Genomic DNA, 19,208 nt, shown 5'->3' on the forward strand with positions numbered 1-19,208 from the left:
ATCATGGAGAGATGGCTGCTTTTTATTTATTTTTTTAAGTTTAAATCATCTGTATAAGCGATAAATGTTTATGAGACGATTTTTCAAAATCGATTTTTTCATCAGAGAAGCCATGAAGCAATTGTTTTGTTATAGTGGTATCCATTAAGTAACCGTGTTCGTTACTGCCACCGGGATATAAAACACATGATGGGGCATGTTGAATATCCATTTCCTGAGCTAATTTCTGATCTTTTAAAAAGATTGTTTTAGTAAAGTCAGACTCGATGTCTTCCTCGAACATTTCTATATCCAGTTTTATTGATTTAGCTATTTGAGTAAATAATTCCCGCGTCACTTCTTTGCCTTCGTTTATGACTTTATCCTGAAGCAGCATCAGAAATTTTCTTCCTTTTTTCTTGCCTTGCATCGAGGCAGCCTGAAAAGCCAAGCTGGCATTGAACGAATCCGTGTATAATGTATTGCGATTTGATAGTGTCTGAACTTCTCTTTCTTTCATAATGTTTCCTACCGTATGGAAATTCAGCAGAGGAATAAAACGTACTTTCACTTTTTCGTCACGTTCATTAGAAAAAGATTCAATTGCTTTTTCGGTTTCATAACATTTTGTACCTAGTGGATTTACAAAAAGAAAAATCTCAATGATATTATTTAAAAACATTTTTAAGCACACACCTAATTTATATTTTGTTCAGTCATAATAATTATATTCTCTGACCGTGTATTTCATACAACTTCAATAAAAGTATTGTTTACATTATATAGATTAACAAATATATAAATTAAATTGTAATGTTCTGCTTAATTAGAGATAAAAAAAGTAGACTATTGTGACGGAATTGTCACAACTCTTAGCAGGAAATAATCCTTTAATGGATAGCTTTGTACGCCCGTGCTATTTTGGTTTCAGTTGCTTTTCTTGTAATATCATGTTCTTTTAGAATAGAGTTGAATAATTTTTCCCCTCTGGATTTAGAATCAGCTTCTACTTCTAATTCAAAATCCACCTTATCTGAGTAGAAACTCTTATCAAGAACAATCAGTGAGTGAGGCTTTTCCAGTTCAAGACGTTCTGTTTTAAGATGCGCTATTTTAAAAACGTCACTGGTGATCAAAACACCTTCTTCTTTCAGAACATTGAAAATATCTTCTGGGACAGAAAAGTGCCCCTTCTCAATGAGGTTATTGGCTTGCTCTAAAGTCAAATCCAGGTTAGTTTCCGTATGATGACCTTGAAAAGGTGTTTTAAGCGTCATTTCAGCTGACTCGTTTTTTATTCGGATACGCAGTGCACAGGATGCTGATCTTAATATGTTGTCTTTTGTATCAAAATAATAGTTGTCTTGTGTAAAAGGGAGGGGGGAATGAGAAAAATAAATAGATTTAAGTCTATTAAATTCTTTCTCTGTTAGCAGGTTTTTAAATTCTATTTCTACTTCTTGCTTCATATAGTTTTCATTCCCTTCGTTACGGTATTATTTAAAAATATGTTACAATGGTACCAATAATATGGATTAAATAAAAGTAAAGAAGGTTTAGGATATGAATAGAGATTGGGAACTTTTCCTGCTTCCTTACAAACAGACTGTTGACGAATTGAAAGTGAAACTTCGAGGTCTGCGAGACATGTATCAGTTAAAAAAAGAGCACGGGCCTATTGAATTTGTTACAGGCAGAGTCAAACCGATCAATAGTATTATTTTGAAGTCAAAGACAAGAGATATCTCGATAGATAAATTGGAAGTCGATATGGAAGACCTAGCCGGAGTGAGAATTATGTGTCCTTTTGTAGAAGACATTCATGAGGTTGTATCCATACTGAAAAAGCGTAATGATCTAACGGTTATTTATGAAAAAGATTACGTCACAAATAAAAAAGATAGCGGCTACCGGTCTTACCACCTGATATGCGAATATCCCGTTCAATTAATCGATCAAGTAAAAGTGGTGTTGGTAGAAATTCAAATCAGGACATTAGCTATGAATTTTTGGGCATCCATAGAACACTCTCTCAATTATAAATACCAGGGAGAGTTTCCCGAAGAAATAAATGCACGATTACAAAAGGCAGCCGAATCTGCTTTTCAATTGGACGAAGAAATGTCTACGATCAGAGAAGAAATAAAAGAAATTCAGAAAAGCTTTCGCTACAGAGAAAAATGATCGTCAAACGTGAAAGGAAATAATTATGAAAATAGCAATTGTAAAAAATAATACACAAGAATCGCTGAATGTTGCAGGAAAGCTCGAAAAATTGCTAGCAGAAACAGATATAAAAATAACCAACAATCAGCCTGATATTATTATATCTGTAGGTGGAGATGGAACGCTGTTGTCCGCTTTTCACAGATATGCTCATTTATTAGATGAGGTTCGTTTTATTGGTGTGCATACTGGTCACTTGGGTTTTTACACTGACTGGAGGCAATATAATCTTTTAGAGCTAGTGGATAGCCTGAAAAATGATAATGGAGAATATATACAGTATCCTTTATTAGACGTTGAAATCATGTATAAAAAGCAGCAGAAACCTAAGCATTTTTTAGCATTGAATGAATCTATCGTGAAAATTACTGACGGTACACTTGTGGGAGACGTGTATATCAAAGAAGAGTATTTCGAACGTTTCAGAGGAGATGGCTTATGCATTTCAACGCCTACGGGTTCAACAGGCTATAACAAATCAATCGGTGGTGCGGTGCTGCATCCAAGATTGGAAGCCTTACAGTTGACTGAGATTGCTTCGCTCAATAATCGGATATTTCGAACGCTAAGTTCACCAATGGTTATAGCACCTGACGAATGGATAAAAATCAAACCCATCGATACGGCTTCTTTTACTTTGACCATAGATCAATTGGCTTCATCTGAGAAGGATGTCGATTACATAAAATTCCAAATTGCTAAAGAACGTATACGATTCGCTCAATATCAGCATACTCATTTTTGGGATCGAGTGGAAGACGCCTTTTTAGGAGCGAAAGCACGCCATGAAGATTGAGTGGAAAGTTGCTACGGGGACGCCTTTGACTTTGAAGTCATTCTTGAAAAAGAAGCATATATCCAAGCGTCTGCTAGCTAAAGTTAAATTTCAGGGAGGATATCTGGAAGTAAACGGTGAATTAAGTCGTGTCAGAAGATATTTGTCAAAAGGGGATAGGGTATCGCTTTTTCTACCAGTTGAAACAGGGAGCAGTAATTTAGAGCAGTCAGACAAAGAGTTGGTTATATTATATGAAGATCCACATTTTCTTATAGTAAATAAACCCAGCAGTGTAGCATCCGTTCCTTCCTCTCTTTATAAAAACCATACAATGGCCAATCGGGTGAAAGGCTATAGTGCGAAACAGAATTATAAAAACAAAACGGTTCATATCGTTACACGCTTAGATAAAGACACCTCTGGGGTTATGATTTTTGCTAAACACACCCTTGCTCATTCCTACTTGGACCGGCTGCTTAAAGAAAAACAGTTGTATAAAGAATACACGGCCTTTATAGTGGGACGACCTGAGAAACAGTGGGATATCATAGACAGACCCATCGATCGTATGCCAGGATCTATCATTAAAAGAGAAGTTCTAAGTACTGGAAAACCTTCAGTGACAGAATACAGAGTGATGAAAACATATGACCAGGCAAGTCAAGTGAAAATCCAGCTGCATACAGGTCGTACTCATCAAATAAGGGTGCATTTTTCTTACATCGGCCATGGATTGATAGGTGATGATTTGTACAACCCAAGTCCAAACGAATACCGAATCAAAAGACAGGCCCTTCATTGTTCAAAAGTTTGTTTTATCCATCCCTTCACAGAGAAAAAGCTAACAATAAGCGCACCGCTGCCAGATGATATCATGACACTATCTAATCAATTGGAGAATAAAAATGACGAAAAAAAAGTATAGAAAGAAAAGAACAATGAAAGGGAAAATCTATTCTGTTTTGTTGACAACACTATTTGTGGGTGTTGCTTTTTTATTGGGGATGTGGGCAGAAAGAAGTAATGTATCAGCAAATTGGATAGAAAGTTCTGCAAGTGAGATCTATAAATACATTCAGTCACTTGAGCTGCCTTTCAATAAAAAAGATATAGACGAGAATATTGCTGAGATGCATTTTTTTGATATGGGACAAGGAGCTTCTACTTTGCTCCAAGCAAAAGACGGTACGACTATTCTTATCGATACTGGGAGATACGATGCTGATAAAACCAAGATAATTAATTATCTGAATGATGAGATTGGTATCGGCGGGAAAATCGACCTGCTTATTTTTACTCATAACGATGCAGACCATATTGGTAATGGAGATGCGGTTTTGGACTATTTTCAAGTCAAAGAAGTATGGATGAACGGTATGGATCATACAACCCAGACGTACAGTGAAGTATTGGATGCAATGCTTGAGACGGATGTTGACTATAAAGAACCTAAAGCTGGAGAAAAACTGGATATTGGAGATGTTTCAATCGAAGTTTACAACCCCTCGTTAGAGGTGAAAAACGCTACACAGAATGATGCATCGCTCGTTACACGGCTATCGGTAGGTGAAACTGCACTGATTCAATCGGGAGATATAAGTAGTCAGGTCGAAGGTCGTCTCATTGAAGAGTATAACAACAAGCTTCAGTCAGATATTATGATTCTAGGTCACCATGGATCCAACACCAGTACAAGCGAAGAATGGCTAGAAACGGTAGCGCCTGAAGTCGCTGTCTATCAAGCGGGAGTAGAAAATCACTATGGGCATCCTCACATTGAGACGATAAAAAAAGTAACAGACCGATCCGTTGCCTTGTATGGCACGGACAGACATGGAACCATTCAAATTAATATAAGGCAGAATAATCAACTTGAAATACTTACTGAGGAGGAAAACTGATGTACGCTGTTCTGGAGGAGATAAACGATAACATAGCGCGTTTTGTGCCCGATTCAAAAGATGAAGCGGTATATCTATCGATCGAAAAAATTCCTGAGCCTTATGAGATAGGCGACGTATTTTTTGTGGAAAAGAGAACGGAGTCAAGTGTTTATTTGAAAAAAGTTGATAAAGAAAAAAAAAGAAGATTGCAGTCCAATTATATAAAAAGACAGAAACTTCTTGATAGATCCAACAAAAACAAGTCAGAGAAATACTGAGATCAAATTGATTTCTTCATAGAATGGTGGGGGATCCCCGCATCTAAAAAGCCACCGCCATAAACGCTGTACCCTTCTTTTTCATAAAAAGGAATAGCGTGATCCTGTGAATCGAGAATGAGAGACGAAGCATCCAGCTGCTTCAAAGCGATATCACTGATGTACTTTAAAAGCTCACTTCCAATGCCTTTTTCTCGGTAAGCAGAAAGAACGGCAACGCGTTGGATTTTAACGGTTCCAGGAGATTTTTGAAGCAATCGTGCTGTACATACGGGAGTGGTATTCATGTATCCCACAATATGCAGTGCTTCTGCTTCCAACTCATCTATTTCCAGAGCAGGATCGACATTCTGTTCTTCTATAAAAACCTCAGCTCGTATCGCTATCGAGTCTTTGTAAATGTCAGATGATGTATCTGTGGTTGTTTTAAAAATCATAGTATCCCTCTTTTTTTTAAATTATTTCTTACTATAGCAATATTTGTCACTAACGTCAATGTAACAACGAACTTACTCTTTAAATAAAAGAGCAAGTCACTTATAATGAAAAAGAAATAAATAATAGGGGGATAAAATGATTAATTGGAAAGACTCTAAATTGATGTTCTGGACGATATGGTTATTGGCCGTTGCCATACTCATCTACGTGCTTCAACGTATTGATTTCATATTAAATCCTTTGGTAGGAATTCTCACTGCCCTGTTTATGCCACTGCTCATAGCAGGGTTCTTGTATTATCTACTTAATCCCATAGTTAAATTACTTGAACGATTTAAAGTAAAGAGAATTATCGGAATAGCTATTGTCATGTTATTGTTGATTGGATTTGTTGCTATCTCAATTCTTTTAGGTATACCTATGCTGATCGAACAGACGTCCAATCTGATTTCCGGTATTCCAGTACTGATTAGAGAATTAGAAAAGTATGCAAGTAAACTGGCTGAAGAACCCTGGATGCAACAGGTGGATATTGAACTCGCTTTAGTAAATCTTGAAGAGTGGCTAAGAAATACAGGGGCACGGTTCTTGTCGGGAGTTGCTTCGGGTTTAGGAAGTGTTATACAGGCATTCACTGATGTGGCTTTTCTTTTCATAACTGTACCAGTTATCCTTTTTTATATGCTGTATGATGGCCACAGATTTTTGCCATTAGTCGTAGAAAAGACGCCGACAAAATATAAACAGAATATAAAAGAAATGATTCTTCAAACAAATGTAACGATTTCAAGTTACATCAGTGGCAAGGGGATGGCTTCTTTGATCGTGGGTATCCTACTGTTTATCATGTATTCCATCATAAACCTGCCATCAGCTTTTTTACTGTCTTTCTTTGCGGCTATTACCAATTTCATTCCCTATGTTGGTCCTTTCATCGGTGCAGCTCCTGCTATCGTTGTTGGACTGATCGAATCGCCAGCGTTAGCTGTTCTAGCAGCTGTATTTGTTCTGATCGCACAGCAGCTCGACAGTAATTTTCTGACGCCGCTTTTAGTGGGAAAATCCTTAGCTATCCATCCTTTAACTGTTATACTGGTTCTGCTCGCTTCTGCCAATATAGCCGGATTGGTCGGGATGCTCATAGGTGTACCAGTATTTGCAATCTTAAAAACGATCGGAACATATCTTTTCAAAATATATCGCGAGCAGAAACTGATCAAATATCCCATTGAAAAAAATAATTTCAAAGAGTAAGGACGTTTATATTGACTGAAAATAAAAAGAATGAATTAAGCGAAAGCGTTGAAAAAAGACGAACATTTGCCATTATCTCTCATCCGGATGCAGGTAAAACAACAATTACAGAACAGCTGCTTCTTTTTGGAGGAGCTATTCGTCAGGCCGGAACTGTAAAGGCTAAAAAGTCAGGTAAATTTGCCAAGTCAGACTGGATGGAGATCGAAAAACAAAGAGGAATATCGGTAACGAGCTCAGTCATGCAGTTTGAGTATCAGAACAAACGCATCAACATATTGGACACACCAGGACACGAAGATTTCTCTGAGGACACTTACCGTACACTGATGGCCGTAGATGCGGCTGTCATGGTTGTAGATAGTGCAAAGGGAATCGAGGAACAAACGAAAAAGCTATTTAAAGTTTGTCGCATGCGGGGTATTCCTATATTTACGTTTATGAATAAATTGGATAGAGACGGAAGAGAACCACTCGAACTGATAGAGGAGCTGGAGGAAGTTCTGGAAATAGATGCTTACCCGATGAACTGGCCAATTGGTTCTGGAAAGACACTTTTAGGCCTATATGATATTTATCATAACCGCATCGAGGCATTCAGACCTGAAGAAACAAGTAACGGTGAACGTTTCATTCCTTTAAACTCACAAGGGGAGATCGAGGGGGATCATAAAATGAAAAGTGAGTCACTTTACGATCAGGTACTCGAGGAAGCATTATTATTGAAAGAAGCGGGTAATGAATTTTCACCTGAAGCTATAGCATCAGGTGAATTGAGTCCAGTGTTTTTTGGCTCCGCTTTGACAAATTTTGGAGTTCAGACGTTCTTGGAAACATTCTTAAAGTATGCGCCTGAACCTTCGACTCATGAAACAAGAACGAATGAGATAGTAGAACCAGATGAAACAAGGTTTTCGGGGTTTGTCTTTAAAATACAAGCCAACATGGATCCAAGGCATCGGGACCGTATTGCTTTTTTAAGAATCTGTTCAGGTAAGTTCCAAAAAGGAATGGATGTTACCTTGTCACGCACCGATAAAAAAATAAGACTGTCAAATTCCACTCAGTTTATGGCTGAAAGTAGAGAAACAGTCACAGATGCGGTTGCAGGCGATATTATTGGGCTCTACGATACGGGCAATTTCCAGATAGGAGATACCTTGTATGAAGGAAAAGATGAAATTGAATTTCAGGAATTGCCACAATTTACTCCTGAATTATTTATGAAAGTGGAACCAAAAAATGTAATGAAACAAAAATCTTTTCATAAAGGCATCAATCAACTTGTCCAGGAAGGTGCGATTCAGCTTTACAAAGCTTATCACACAGAAACATATATTATTGGCGCCGTCGGCCAACTTCAATTTGAAGTGTTTGAACACCGTATGCGTAATGAATACAATTCAGATGTTATCATGACATCGATCGGCAGCCGTATTGCCCGGTGGATAGACCCTGAACAATTAGATGAAAATATGGGTTCCAGCCGTAATATGCTTGTAAGAGATCGTTTCGATCATCCTCTATTCTTATTTGAAAACAAGTTTGCCATGAGATGGTTCAGTGATAAATATCCAGAGGTTGAACTGACATCACTGCTATAACATTAAAAAACCCAGTCGATCTTCATGTTAGTAAGACTAAACATGAAGGAGACTGGGCTTTTTTATAACTAGCATAGACTTGAACCTGACAGTATTATTCAGATTCTAAAATTATTTGTTTTCTGACTGGTCGTCACTGCTGGCAGATGATTGTGATTCTGATTCTGATTCTGATTTTTGAGTGATGACGATTTTATCATTTTCCACCGTAGCCGATATTTTGCCGGGCTCTGGGTGGTTGATATAGAATTCTGCGATTTTATCCTCAATTTGTTCTTCGATGACACGTCTTAAAGGACGTGCGCCCATCTTAGGATCATAACCAAGATCAACGAGTTTTTCTTTTGCAGATTGGTCGACCTCGACGGTTATATCGTGTTGAGTCAGTGCTTCGTTTACATCTTCAAGCATCAATTCAACGATTACCATAAGATCTTCTTTGGAAAGAGGTTTGAATTCAACAATACCATCAAAGCGGTTCAATAGCTCAGGTCTGAAATAGTCTTGAAGACGATTTTTTATCGAGTGCTGCTCGCCACTCATCTGAGCTCCAAAACCGACACTCGACTCAACGTTCATAGTTCCAGCGTTACTGGTCATGATTATGATCGTTTCTTTGAAGTTGACAGTTCTTCCCTGAGCATCAGTCAACCGTCCATCATCTAAAATCTGGAGGAACATGTGAAGGACATCCGGATGAGCTTTTTCTACTTCATCCACTAAAATCAGACTGTAAGGATTACGTCTGACTTTCTCAGTTAGCTGTCCCGCTTCGTCATAACCCACATAACCAGGAGGGGATCCAATCAGTTTGGATGTGCTGTGTTTTTCCATATATTCACTCATATCAAGTCTGACATAGGCTTCTTTGCTTCCAAATAATTCAAGGGCCAAGGTTTTCGCCAGTTCTGTTTTCCCGACGCCTGTAGGTCCTACAAACATAAATGATCCAATCGGACGATTTTTTTGTCTCAAACCGATTCGATTGCGGCGTATTGCTTTAGCAACCTTATCTACAGCCTCGTCCTGGCCGATCACGTGCTGTTTGAGTGATTTATCTAAATCTTTTAACTGCTCTTGTTCTTTTTCTTTTAATTCTCCTACAGGAATACCTGTTTTGATTTCAATTATATTAATGATATCCTGTTCTGTCACCTCAGGCTGATCAGAATCATCAGACTGCTGTTCGATCATTTCGTTATACTTAGTAACTTGATCACGGTAAAAAGCTGCTCGCTCGTAATCCTCTTTTTCCAAGGACAGTTGTTTCTGCTGTTCCGCTTCATCTATTTTTTCCTGAATTGTTTTAGGATCAACAGACTGGATGGTCAGATTTTTCTTGGAACCTGATTCATCGAGAAGATCGATAGCCTTATCTGGAAGAAAGCGATCCTGGATATAACGATGTGACAGAGTAACGGCACTTTTAATCGCTTTGTCGGAATACTTCACATGATGATAATCTTCATACTGCTTTTGGATACCTTTTAATATCGTCAGGGTCTCTTCGATTGTCGGTTCCTCTACTCTGACAGGCTGCAAACGACGCTCAAGAGCAGGGTCTTTTTCAATTTTTCTGTATTCATTCAAGGTTGTAGCTCCGACCATCTGGAGTTCACCTCGAGCTAGTGCGGGTTTTAGAATATTACCGGCATCCATACTGCTGCCTTCGGTCGATCCGGCTCCAACGATTTCATGAACTTCGTCAATAAAAAGAATAATATCTTCATTTTCTTTAAGTTCATTCATCAACTGCTGCATACGTTCTTCGAATTGACCTCTAATGCCTGTACCCTGAACCAGAGAAGCAACATCTAAACGAATAACTTCTTTGTTTAGAAGTTTATGTGGAACGTCATCATTGATGATTTTCATAGCTAAACCTTCAACGATAGCCGTTTTTCCAACTCCGGCTTCCCCGGTGAGTACAGGATTGTTTTTAGTACGCCTATTAAGGATTTCAATAACACGTTCAATTTCTTTATCACGTCCAATTACAGGATCTATTTTTCCATCTCTGGCCATTTGCGTTAAATCAACGCCATACTCACCAAGTAATCCACCTCTACCACCGTTTTTAGGTGGTTCTTGTCCGTTACCTGAAAATTGCTGTGTTGGTTGAGGTCTTTGGGCATTTGGATTCTGATTTTGAGACAAAGCACGGAACAAGTCATCAAATTGATTGAAACCAAATGGATCTTGACGATTATTCTGACTCATACGTCTTTGCTGTTCCTGCTGTTTGATCTCGCGGTAGCACCTTTGACAGAGGTCTATTTCACGTTTTTGACCATTCACACTCGTAGTTAAGTGAATAGTTGCGGGTCGTTCCATACAACGTTGGCATATCATGATTAAAAGCATCCTTTCTATAAAATCTGTACTGATTACATTATACTGAATATTAGTTTAAAGGTCAGTTATTATGGGTTGAATAGTTTTTTTGGAGTTTGACCAATACTGACCTTTAATAAACTCATTATACAGTGCTAAAATATTATTTTCAAGTATTTGTTACATGAGTTATGAAATTTTAGTTGTAGGTGTTAAGGAAAAATGGTAATCTGTATAAGAAGAAAGAATAGTACGTTGGTTTAGTGGTTTCTACAGATAAAATCACTTTATGCTGGCGTGGTGTTCTTTTCATAATAACTTTTTTAAAGGAGTAGTTAAAATGGAAAAAAGAGAGTATACAATCACAGCAGATACTGGTATTCACGCTAGACCTGCAACTTTATTGGTACAGCAAGCAAGCAAGTTCAATTCAGACATCACCTTGGAATACAAAGGTAAATCTGTCAACTTGAAATCAATCATGGGTGTTATGTCCCTAGGCGTTGGTAAAGGTGCTGAAGTTTCGATCACAGCCGAAGGTGCTGATGAAGCAGAAGCAATCAAAGGAATCGACGAAACGATCAAAAATGAGGGAATATCCGAATAATGACTACAAAATTAACTGGGATAGCAGCTAGTGACGGAATTGCTCATGCAAAAGCTTACTTACTCGTTGAACCAGATTTGACAGTCGAAAAAAACAAAGCATCTGATACAGAAGCTGAAATGCAGCGCCTCAAGGATGCAACTGATAAAGCGAAAGAGCAATTGACAAAGATAAAATCAGTGGCAAAAGAATCTCTAGGCGAAGAAGAAGCACAAGTATTTGATGCCCATATCATGGTGCTTTCCGATCCTGATTTAATGGATCAGACTAAATCTGTTATCGACAGTGAAGAAGTCAATGCAGAATATGCTTTTAAACAAGTGACTGATACGTTTATTACTTTGTTTGAAGGAATGGAAGATAATGCGTACATGCAGGAACGAGCAGCGGATATCCGTGATGTGAGAAAGCGCGTTATTGCAAATCTTTTAAATGTCACACTACCTTCACCAGCAACGATCGATGAAGAAGTGATCATTATTGCGGAAGATTTGACTCCCAGCGATACTGCACAATTGAATAAGAAGTATGTTAAAGCTTTTGTAACGAATATTGGAGGACGCACGTCTCATTCCGCGATTATGGCTAGATCCCTTGAGATCCCTGCAATCGTTGGAACGAAGGATATAACTGAGCGTGTCAAAGAAAATGATGAACTCATCGTTGATGGTATCAATGGAGAAGTTTACATCGATCCTACCGAGGAAGAAATAACTTCTTTCAATAAGCAGGCAAAAGAATACGACGAGTTGAAGTTGGAGTGGGAACAGCTCTTAAATGAACCAAGCGTAACAAAAGACGGAAAACATGTTGAAATCGGTGCAAATATCGGAACGCCAAAAGACTTGGTTGGTGTCAAAGATAACGGTGCAGAAGCCATTGGTCTATATCGTACTGAATTCTTATACATGGATTCTTCTGAACTTCCAACAGAAGACGATCAATTCGAAGCGTATAAAAAAGTTTTAGAAGGTATGGAAAACAAACCGGTCGTTGTCAGAACGATGGACATCGGTGGAGATAAAGAACTTCCATATCTGGAATTACCCGACGAGATGAATCCGTTCCTTGGATATCGGGCTATAAGAATCAGTTTAGACCGCGATAATATTTTCAGAACACAGTTGAGAGCATTGCTGCGCGCATCTGTTCATGGAACATTGCGTATTATGTTCCCAATGATTGCAACAGTGCAGGAATTTAGAGAAGCTAAAGCCATACTGGAAGAAGAAAAAGCATTGTTGATCAAAAAAGGCGTCAAAGTATCAGATGACATTGAGGTCGGAATAATGGTTGAAATTCCAGCAGCAGCTGTACTGGCGGATCAATTTGCTAAAGAAGTTGATTTCTTCAGTATTGGAACGAATGACTTGATCCAGTATTCAATGGCAGCTGACAGAATGAATGAACGTGTCTCATACTTGTATCAGCCGTATAATCCATCGATTTTAAGACTTGTAAAACATGTCATTGATTCTGCTCATAAAGAAGGCAAATGGGCTGGAATGTGCGGAGAAATGGCTGGAGATCAAACTGCTGTACCTTTACTCTTAGGTCTTGGACTAGACGAATTTTCTATGAGTGCAACAAGCATCCTGAAAACAAGAAGTCTACTCAAGAAACTGGATTCCAAGAAAATGAAGGAATTATCAGACAAAGCTGTAAATGAATGCACTACAGTGGATGAGGTTATTGATTTAGTTAATCAATATGTAAAATAATAGATATATAAAAGCTGAATTCCGCATTTGGAATTCAGCTTTTTTTAATCAATAGACTAGTTCACCTCATTTTTTTGAAAGAAAATTAAAATTAGGACAACTTATGGATGGAAAACCAAATAACACTCTCAAACGGTTAAATCACAGCACATAAGGTGTAATTTCGATTTAAATCTGTTAAAATATAGAGGTGAAGAGACCAAAAGAGAGGAAGGGGAAAAATGGAACCATCCCAACTTATACCTATTATTAGAAGACTTGAAGCGATGCGTGAAGATCAGACAGGAGAAATGCAAGTAAGACGTTTCGAGCGAAATGGCGAAGAGAAATGTATTGTGCGCTATGATTCTAAATCCAACATGTTTGAATTAGAAGAAAGAAAACATGATCAGACTTATGAATTTGATAATATCGATTATGTAGCTGTAGAAATACTCGAAATTATTCAGCCCGCACCAACAACCACGGAAAAGTAAGAAGTGCACAAAAGAGAGTGCTTTGTGTACTTTCTTTTTTTTAGAAAAAACTATTGTTTATCAAATGACTCGTGTTAGGAGCGAAATTATGCTGAATCATTTTAAACCCACTTGGATGGTTGAATCCATTTATCAAATAACACCTGAACAATTAAAAAATGAAAACATCAAAGCTGTCTTGACTGATCTGGACAACACCCTCATTGCATGGAACAATCCCGAGGCCACAGAAGAAACCATTGAGTGGATTAAAAGGATGAAACAGAATGATATAAAAGTCGTTATACTCTCCAACAATTCCAGAAAGAGGGTTAAAAAAGTTGCAACCATACTCGATCTGGATTTTATTCCGAGTGCTTTAAAGCCATTAACGATAGGATTTAAAAAAGCTTTAAGAAAGTATTCATTTAACAAAGATGAATGGCTGATGGTTGGTGATCAAGTAATCACTGATATAAGAGGAGCCAATCAAGCTGGAATAAAAACGGTCCTTGTTAAACCTATATTGGATTCGGACGCCTGGAATACACGGTTGAATCGATTTATAGAACTGAAGATATTGAATTATTTAATTAAGAAAGATCCCGAAATGAAATGGAGAGATACAATAGATGTCAGACGAATTGAAAAATAAAGATTTAAAATGCATAGGCTGTGGGGCTTTGCTGCAGTCGGAAGACGAACATCAGTCAGGTTATCTTCCAGCCTCTGTGTTGGGTAAGAAATCTTCAGAAGAACTCATTTATTGTAAACGGTGCTTCCGACTTAGACATTACAACGAAGTCCAGGATATAGAGCTGGATGATGATGACTTTTTAAATATGCTTCATGAATTAAGTGCAGAAAATGCCCTCATAGTCAACGTAGTAGACTTATTTGATTTTAGCGGCAGTATTATTCTAGGGATACAAAGATTTGCCGGAAGCAACCCTATTCTGATCGTGGCAAATAAAAGTGACTTACTTCCTAAATCTCTTCAAGAAGGCAAGGTTCGTCAGTGGGTCACAGAACAAGTCCACAGTTATGGTATAAGACCGCAAAATGTTTATTTAACAAGCGCTTTGAATAAACAATCTGTCGAAAAATTTATGGAAGAGCTGGATAAAGAGCGGCAGGGAAAAGATGTGTATGTCGTCGGAACGACAAATGTAGGGAAATCGACTTTGATCAACCAGATCATTAGTATAGCGGCCGATACTGAAAATACTATAACGACTTCCTATTTCCCTGGGACGACCTTAGGTAAAATAGAAATCCCGCTGGATGACGATAAGGTGTTGGTAGATACTCCAGGTATCATTCAAAAAAGTCAATTGTCACATTATTTAGATGCTGAAGATTTAAAAATCGTGACGCCCAGAAAAGAAGTGAAACCGAAAAATTATCAGTTGAACGTGGACCAAACGTTGTTTTTCGGTGGATTAGCACGATTTGACTACCTGATGGGTAGAGGGAAAACGTCTTTTGTCTGTTATATGTCAAATGAACTCTATATCCACCGAACAAAGACAGAAAAAGCGGATGAACTTTATGAGACGCAACGCGGTAAATTACTTACACCACCAAACTCTGAATCTTCTGTTGAACTGCCTGAACTAAAGCGTTATGAATTTAAAATCAAGGAGCCCTCTGATATAGTGTTCAGCGGATTAGGGTGGGTTTCAATTGACGCTATAGACATAACAGTTGCCGGATGGGCTCCTTTAGGCGTAGACGTAACGATCAGAAAACAGCTTATTTAAAATAAATACTCAGAAAAGAGGATCATGATGAATTTAACAGGCAAGCAAAAACGCTTTTTGAGATCTGAAGCAAACGGTCTGAACCCTATTTTTCAAATCGGAAAAAATGGATTGAATCTTGAGATGGTAAAGGAGTTTCAGGATTCGCTGGAGAACAAGGAATTAATGAAAGTTCAGCTGCTTCAAAATACTGACTGGACAGCTACTGAAGCCGTCGAATTTATTGAAGAAAACTCAGATATTACAGTCGTGCAGAAAATAGGCAGAGTAATAGTGCTTTATAAACCTTCTGACGAAGAAAAATATCAGCGCTATTCCTCTCGTTTGCCTAAAAAGAATCATTTATAAAAGGAGAGAACCGGCGTTGGTTAATAAAGTTGCGAATGTTATTGAACCAGAGGCTTTAAGCGCATTAATAGAGACCCTTCCTAGAAGAAAAGTCGGAATCCTGGGCGGTACTTTCAATCCGCCTCATATAGGCCATTTGATCATAGCAGAACAAGTTAAAGATCAGCTCGATCTCGAAGAAGTTCTTTTTATACCCAATGCACATCCCCCGCATAAAAAGGAAAAGGAGTCACTTGCAGAAAGCCATCGTTTAGCTATGCTGTCTGAGTCGATCAAAGATAATCAGGACTTTAAAATAGAAACAGTGGAATTAAAGCGTGGAGGAAAAAGTTACACTTACGATACTATTCTTGAACTTAAAAAGGCAGCTCCTGAGGTGGATTTTTATTTTATCATTGGTGCAGATATGGTAGAGGACTTGAAAAACTGGTACAGGATCGAGGATCTAGTTGAAATCGTACAGTTTGTTGCAGTAAATCGGCCCCATTATCGTATGGAAACTGACTATCCTGTGATTGCTGTCGATGTTCCCAATGTGGATATCAGCTCCAGCCTTATCCGTCAAAAAGTGGCTGATCACTGTTCTATAAAATATTTAGTCCCTGAAAAAGTCGAAGAGTATATCAATAGTAAAGGACTTTACAAAAATGAGTAAAATAGAGTTGAACTATCAGAATAAATATATCCGGCTAAGTAGAAATGAGCTTATTGCAGTGATACGCGATTCCATGAGTCGAAGCCGATTTAAGCACGTCTTGAGAGTGGAGCAAACAGCATTGAAACTTGCTGATAAGTACAATGTGGATTTGGAAAAAGTCAGTATTGCAGCTTTGACGCATGATTACGCAAAAGAAAGACCAGATGCTGAAATGAGAGACCTGATCATAAGCGAAAGTTTAGAATTGGAGATGCTCCAGTTCGGAAGTAATATCTGGCACGGACCACTGGGTGCTCTGCTTATGAAGAATGAATATGATCTGCTGGATGAAGAGATCTTGGAAGCAATCAAGTTACACACTATTGGAGGCCCTATGATGGGTGAAGTAGCTCAGATTATTTACATTGCTGACTACATTGAACCTAAGCGCTCTCACAGCGGAGTGGAGAAGGCTAGGGAATTGGCGAATAAAGATTTGATTAAAGCGATTTCTTATATTACAAACCAGACATTAAAATATTTAGTCAAGAAAAAAAAGAAAATCTATCCTAAGGCTATTGAGACTTACAATGCCTGGGTAGCCGATAATTAAGGAGAGAAATATGACACAGAATTCAATGAATATACTTGAGAGGGTAGTGAAAGCAGCTGACAGCAAACAAGCCAATGATATTGTTGCTTTAGATATGAAAAAGGTCTCTTTGCTGGCTGATTATTTTGTTATTTTAGATGCTAATAACGAGCGGCAGCTAAATGCTATCGCTCAGAATGTTTTAGAAGAAGCGGCGAAGAATAAAAGAGAAATTAAACGTATCGAAGGAAAAGATGAAGGCAAATGGATCCTTATTGATTTAGGTGATGTTGTCGTGCATCTGTTCAACAGAGAAGAACGTGAGCTGTACAAACTGGAACGTCTCTGGTCCGATGCCGATTACGTTGACATCCAAGAATGGCTGGACTAATGGAGTATAACTGGTTTGCAAAAGTATACGATGATTTAATGGATGACACCCTGTACGAAAAATGGCTGAAGTATACAAGTGAGCATATTGGAAAGAATAAAGACATACTGGAACTTGGATGCGGAACAGGGATCTTAGGCATAAAAATGAAAGAGGCCGGCTATGATGTTACTGGACTGGATTTATCTGAAGAAATGCTTAGTCTTGCCTACAATAGGCAGTTGGAAGCCGGAGTGACTTTTCCCTTGGTCCAGGGCGATATGAGAGATTTGACCGATCTGCCAGTTTACTCTAATGTTGTTTGCTATAGCGATGCGCTTTGTTACATGAAAAATGAAGGGGAACTCTTGTCTGTGTTCAAAGAAGTGAACAGTAAACTTGACAAAGAGGGATTGTTTCTTTTTGACGTTCATTCAACATATCAGGTGTCCGAGTTCTTAAAGACCTCTTTTCATGCTGAGACAGATGACATCGTCTTTCTATGGGACACCTTTGAAGGAGAACAGCCTTATTCAGTCGAACATCAGTTATCATTTTTTGTAAAAGAGAAAGATGGCCGCTATAGCCGATATGAAGAATTGCATGAGGAAAGAACTTACCCCTTGGCAACCTATAAAGAGTTACTCAAACAGGCCGGGTTCAAAGATATAGAAATCAAAGCTGATTTTACAGAAGAAGTAACAAGTGAAAGTAAACGCTGGTTTTTTTCCTGTAGTAAATGACAAGGAGTTACGCGATGAAGATTTGTGGCATTGTAGCTGAATATAATCCCTTTCATAACGGCCATCTCTATCAGATCGAAGAGGCCAGGAAGAAAACTGATGCAGATGTAGTGATCGTAGCTATGTCTGGAAATTTTCTTCAGCGCGGAGAACCGGCAATTCTCGATAAATGGCAGAGAGCCTCTGCTGCTCTTAGAAATGGGGCAGACATCGTTGTTGAAATACCAGCGATCTATAGTGTACAGCCGGCAGACATCTTTGCAAAAGGAGCGGTCCTGCTCCTGGATCAGCTCGGAGTAGATGTGCTTAGTTTTGGAAGCGAATCAGGAGAGGGTTCTGATTTTATTGAGTCGGCCAATATTTATCAGGCAAAAGAAAAAGAAATAGACCAGCTGTTCAAGGACCATCAAGAACATCAATTAACTTATGCTAAAAATATGAGTCAGCTACTTAAACAGTACATCCCTGAAATAAAGCTGGATCTGACCCAGCCGAACAATATACTGGGTTTTGCCTACGCCAAAGAAATAGTGAAAAGCAATAGAGCGATCGCTATTGAAACTGTGAGAAGAAAAAGCAGTCAGTATCATGATGAAAAGATACAAGAGACTGGAACTATTGCCAGTGCTACAGCCATACGAAAATGGCTTTTTGATTCAAGAAAAAGCAAGAACACTGAAACTCTCCCTTTTCCAGAGGAAACTAACAGGAGTTTACAGGAAAGTAAACTGGTAAACTGGGATGATTTCTTCCCTTATTTAAAGTATAGAGTAATGACAACATCCCTCGAAGAATTAAGCAGTATTTACCTCATGGAAAAAGGCCTTGAATATAGGGTGAAATCAGTGATCAAAACTGCCGATGACATGTCCAGTTTTCTGACTGGCCTAAAGACAAAACAGCTTTCTTGGACAAGACTCCAGCGCTTAAGTTTTTACATGCTTTTAAATCAGAAAAAAAAAGAAATAAAAGCAAATATCAAACAGCTTGGATTTGTCCGTCTGCTTGGATTTAACAACATTGGTCAGCGATATCTTAGCCAGATAAAGCGGGAATTGACCGTCCCGTTGATTACGAATATCAGTCAGAAAAATAATGACCTGCTCGATTACGATATCATGGTAGGGGATGTTTATAAACTGGCAGATAGTCATAGAATAAAAAGCCAAGATTATAGAAGAAAGCCTATAAAAATTTT

General features: G+C 38.3%; 22 protein-coding genes. 18 read left to right on the forward strand and 4 right to left on the reverse strand.

Annotated elements, in window-relative coordinates; translation table 11 throughout:
• Positions 1 to 40: 40 nt before the first annotated feature.
• On the reverse strand, positions 41 to 661 hold the full coding sequence (locus tag AKA01nite_RS08270; protein WP_146924852.1) for a DsbA family protein: 621 nt from the start codon (positions 659 to 661) through the stop codon (positions 41 to 43).
• 208 nt (positions 662 to 869) lie between these two features.
• Positions 870 to 1,448 carry a CYTH domain-containing protein gene (locus AKA01nite_RS08275; RefSeq protein ID WP_146924853.1) on the reverse strand — a complete coding sequence of 193 codons (579 nt, stop codon included), beginning with the start codon at positions 1,446 to 1,448 and terminating at the stop codon, positions 870 to 872.
• Between the two features lie 94 nt (positions 1,449 to 1,542).
• On the opposite strand from AKA01nite_RS08275, the gene yjbM reads away from it, so the two are divergent.
• From yjbM to AKA01nite_RS08300, 5 genes are read left to right on the forward strand one after another with little or no spacing between them, the layout of a single operon-like run.
• On the forward strand, positions 1,543 to 2,163 hold the full coding sequence (gene yjbM, locus AKA01nite_RS08280) for a GTP diphosphokinase (protein WP_146924854.1): 621 nt from the start codon (positions 1,543 to 1,545) through the stop codon (positions 2,161 to 2,163).
• A gap of 25 nt (positions 2,164 to 2,188) precedes the next feature.
• Positions 2,189 to 3,001: an NAD kinase gene (locus AKA01nite_RS08285; protein ID WP_146924855.1), complete on the forward strand. Its 813-nt coding sequence runs from the start codon at positions 2,189 to 2,191 to the stop codon at positions 2,999 to 3,001.
• On the forward strand, positions 2,991 to 3,908 hold the full coding sequence (locus tag AKA01nite_RS08290) for an RluA family pseudouridine synthase (protein WP_146924856.1): 918 nt from the start codon (positions 2,991 to 2,993) through the stop codon (positions 3,906 to 3,908). Before AKA01nite_RS08285 ends, AKA01nite_RS08290 begins: the two co-directional genes overlap by 11 nt.
• Positions 3,889 to 4,884 carry a ComEC/Rec2 family competence protein gene (locus AKA01nite_RS08295; RefSeq protein WP_146924857.1) on the forward strand — a complete coding sequence of 332 codons (996 nt, stop codon included), beginning with the start codon at positions 3,889 to 3,891 and terminating at the stop codon, positions 4,882 to 4,884. Before AKA01nite_RS08290 ends, AKA01nite_RS08295 begins: the two co-directional genes overlap by 20 nt.
• Entirely contained in the window at positions 4,884 to 5,144 is a 261-nt protein-coding gene (locus AKA01nite_RS08300; RefSeq protein WP_146924858.1) for a hypothetical protein, read from the forward strand. Before AKA01nite_RS08295 ends, AKA01nite_RS08300 begins: the two co-directional genes overlap by 1 nt.
• 2 nt (positions 5,145 to 5,146) lie before the next feature.
• Here AKA01nite_RS08300 and AKA01nite_RS08305 read toward each other — a convergent pair whose 3' ends face one another.
• Positions 5,147 to 5,581, reverse strand: coding sequence for a GNAT family N-acetyltransferase (locus AKA01nite_RS08305; RefSeq protein WP_146924859.1), 435 nt, complete (start codon positions 5,579 to 5,581; stop codon positions 5,147 to 5,149).
• A gap of 136 nt (positions 5,582 to 5,717) precedes the next feature.
• On the opposite strand from AKA01nite_RS08305, the gene AKA01nite_RS08310 reads away from it, so the two are divergent.
• Positions 5,718 to 6,836 (forward strand): AI-2E family transporter, encoded by a 1,119-nt coding sequence (locus AKA01nite_RS08310; protein WP_146924860.1) that lies wholly within the window; start codon positions 5,718 to 5,720, stop codon positions 6,834 to 6,836.
• 11 nt (positions 6,837 to 6,847) lie between these two features.
• Complete coding sequence (locus tag AKA01nite_RS08315; RefSeq protein ID WP_146924861.1) at positions 6,848 to 8,440, forward strand: peptide chain release factor 3; 1,593 nt, start codon at positions 6,848 to 6,850, stop codon at positions 8,438 to 8,440.
• Between the two features lie 111 nt (positions 8,441 to 8,551).
• Here the strand turns inward: AKA01nite_RS08315 and AKA01nite_RS08320 are convergent, their stop codons facing one another.
• A complete protein-coding gene (locus tag AKA01nite_RS08320) occupies positions 8,552 to 10,792 on the reverse strand; it encodes an ATP-dependent Clp protease ATP-binding subunit (RefSeq protein ID WP_146924862.1) in 2,241 nt (746 codons plus the stop codon).
• A 322-nt stretch (positions 10,793 to 11,114) separates the two neighbouring features.
• Between AKA01nite_RS08320 and AKA01nite_RS08325 the strand changes: the two genes are divergently transcribed.
• From AKA01nite_RS08325 to AKA01nite_RS08375, 11 genes are all read left to right on the forward strand, one after another.
• Positions 11,115 to 11,381, forward strand: a complete 267-nt coding sequence (locus tag AKA01nite_RS08325) for a phosphocarrier protein HPr (RefSeq protein WP_146924863.1) — start codon at positions 11,115 to 11,117, stop codon at positions 11,379 to 11,381.
• Positions 11,381 to 13,102 carry a phosphoenolpyruvate--protein phosphotransferase gene (gene ptsP, locus AKA01nite_RS08330; RefSeq protein WP_146924864.1) on the forward strand — a complete coding sequence of 574 codons (1,722 nt, stop codon included), beginning with the start codon at positions 11,381 to 11,383 and terminating at the stop codon, positions 13,100 to 13,102. Before AKA01nite_RS08325 ends, ptsP begins: the two co-directional genes overlap by 1 nt.
• Before the next feature lie 221 nt (positions 13,103 to 13,323).
• A complete protein-coding gene (locus tag AKA01nite_RS08335; protein WP_146924865.1) occupies positions 13,324 to 13,578 on the forward strand; it encodes a YkuJ family protein in 255 nt (84 codons plus the stop codon).
• Between the two features lie 88 nt (positions 13,579 to 13,666).
• Positions 13,667 to 14,212, forward strand: coding sequence for a YqeG family HAD IIIA-type phosphatase (locus AKA01nite_RS08340; protein WP_146924866.1), 546 nt, complete (start codon positions 13,667 to 13,669; stop codon positions 14,210 to 14,212).
• A complete protein-coding gene (gene yqeH / locus AKA01nite_RS08345) occupies positions 14,190 to 15,320 on the forward strand; it encodes a ribosome biogenesis GTPase YqeH (RefSeq protein ID WP_146924867.1) in 1,131 nt (376 codons plus the stop codon). Before AKA01nite_RS08340 ends, yqeH begins: the two co-directional genes overlap by 23 nt.
• A gap of 27 nt (positions 15,321 to 15,347) precedes the next feature.
• The gene (yhbY, locus tag AKA01nite_RS08350) at positions 15,348 to 15,668 is read left to right on the forward strand and encodes a ribosome assembly RNA-binding protein YhbY (RefSeq protein ID WP_146924868.1); all 321 of its coding nucleotides are present in this window, start codon (positions 15,348 to 15,350) and stop codon (positions 15,666 to 15,668) included.
• 16 nt (positions 15,669 to 15,684) lie between these two features.
• Positions 15,685 to 16,323: a nicotinate-nucleotide adenylyltransferase gene (locus tag AKA01nite_RS08355; RefSeq protein WP_281282448.1), complete on the forward strand. Its 639-nt coding sequence runs from the start codon at positions 15,685 to 15,687 to the stop codon at positions 16,321 to 16,323.
• Positions 16,316 to 16,918: a bis(5'-nucleosyl)-tetraphosphatase (symmetrical) YqeK gene (gene yqeK, locus AKA01nite_RS08360; protein ID WP_146924869.1), complete on the forward strand. Its 603-nt coding sequence runs from the start codon at positions 16,316 to 16,318 to the stop codon at positions 16,916 to 16,918. The genes AKA01nite_RS08355 and yqeK overlap by 8 nt, the downstream gene beginning before the upstream one ends.
• A gap of 10 nt (positions 16,919 to 16,928) precedes the next feature.
• On the forward strand, positions 16,929 to 17,288 hold the full coding sequence (rsfS, locus tag AKA01nite_RS08365) for a ribosome silencing factor (protein WP_146924870.1): 360 nt from the start codon (positions 16,929 to 16,931) through the stop codon (positions 17,286 to 17,288).
• Positions 17,276 to 18,010: a class I SAM-dependent DNA methyltransferase gene (locus tag AKA01nite_RS08370; protein ID WP_246117014.1), complete on the forward strand. Its 735-nt coding sequence runs from the start codon at positions 17,276 to 17,278 to the stop codon at positions 18,008 to 18,010. The genes rsfS and AKA01nite_RS08370 overlap by 13 nt, the downstream gene beginning before the upstream one ends.
• 14 nt (positions 18,011 to 18,024) lie before the next feature.
• Positions 18,025 to 19,208 (forward strand): nucleotidyltransferase (locus AKA01nite_RS08375; protein ID WP_186805147.1); only part of this gene is annotated, 1,184 nt, incomplete at its 3' end.

Source organism: Alkalibacterium kapii (assembly GCF_007988865.1).
Taxonomy (GTDB): Bacteria; Bacillota; Bacilli; order Lactobacillales; family Carnobacteriaceae_A; genus Alkalibacterium; species Alkalibacterium kapii.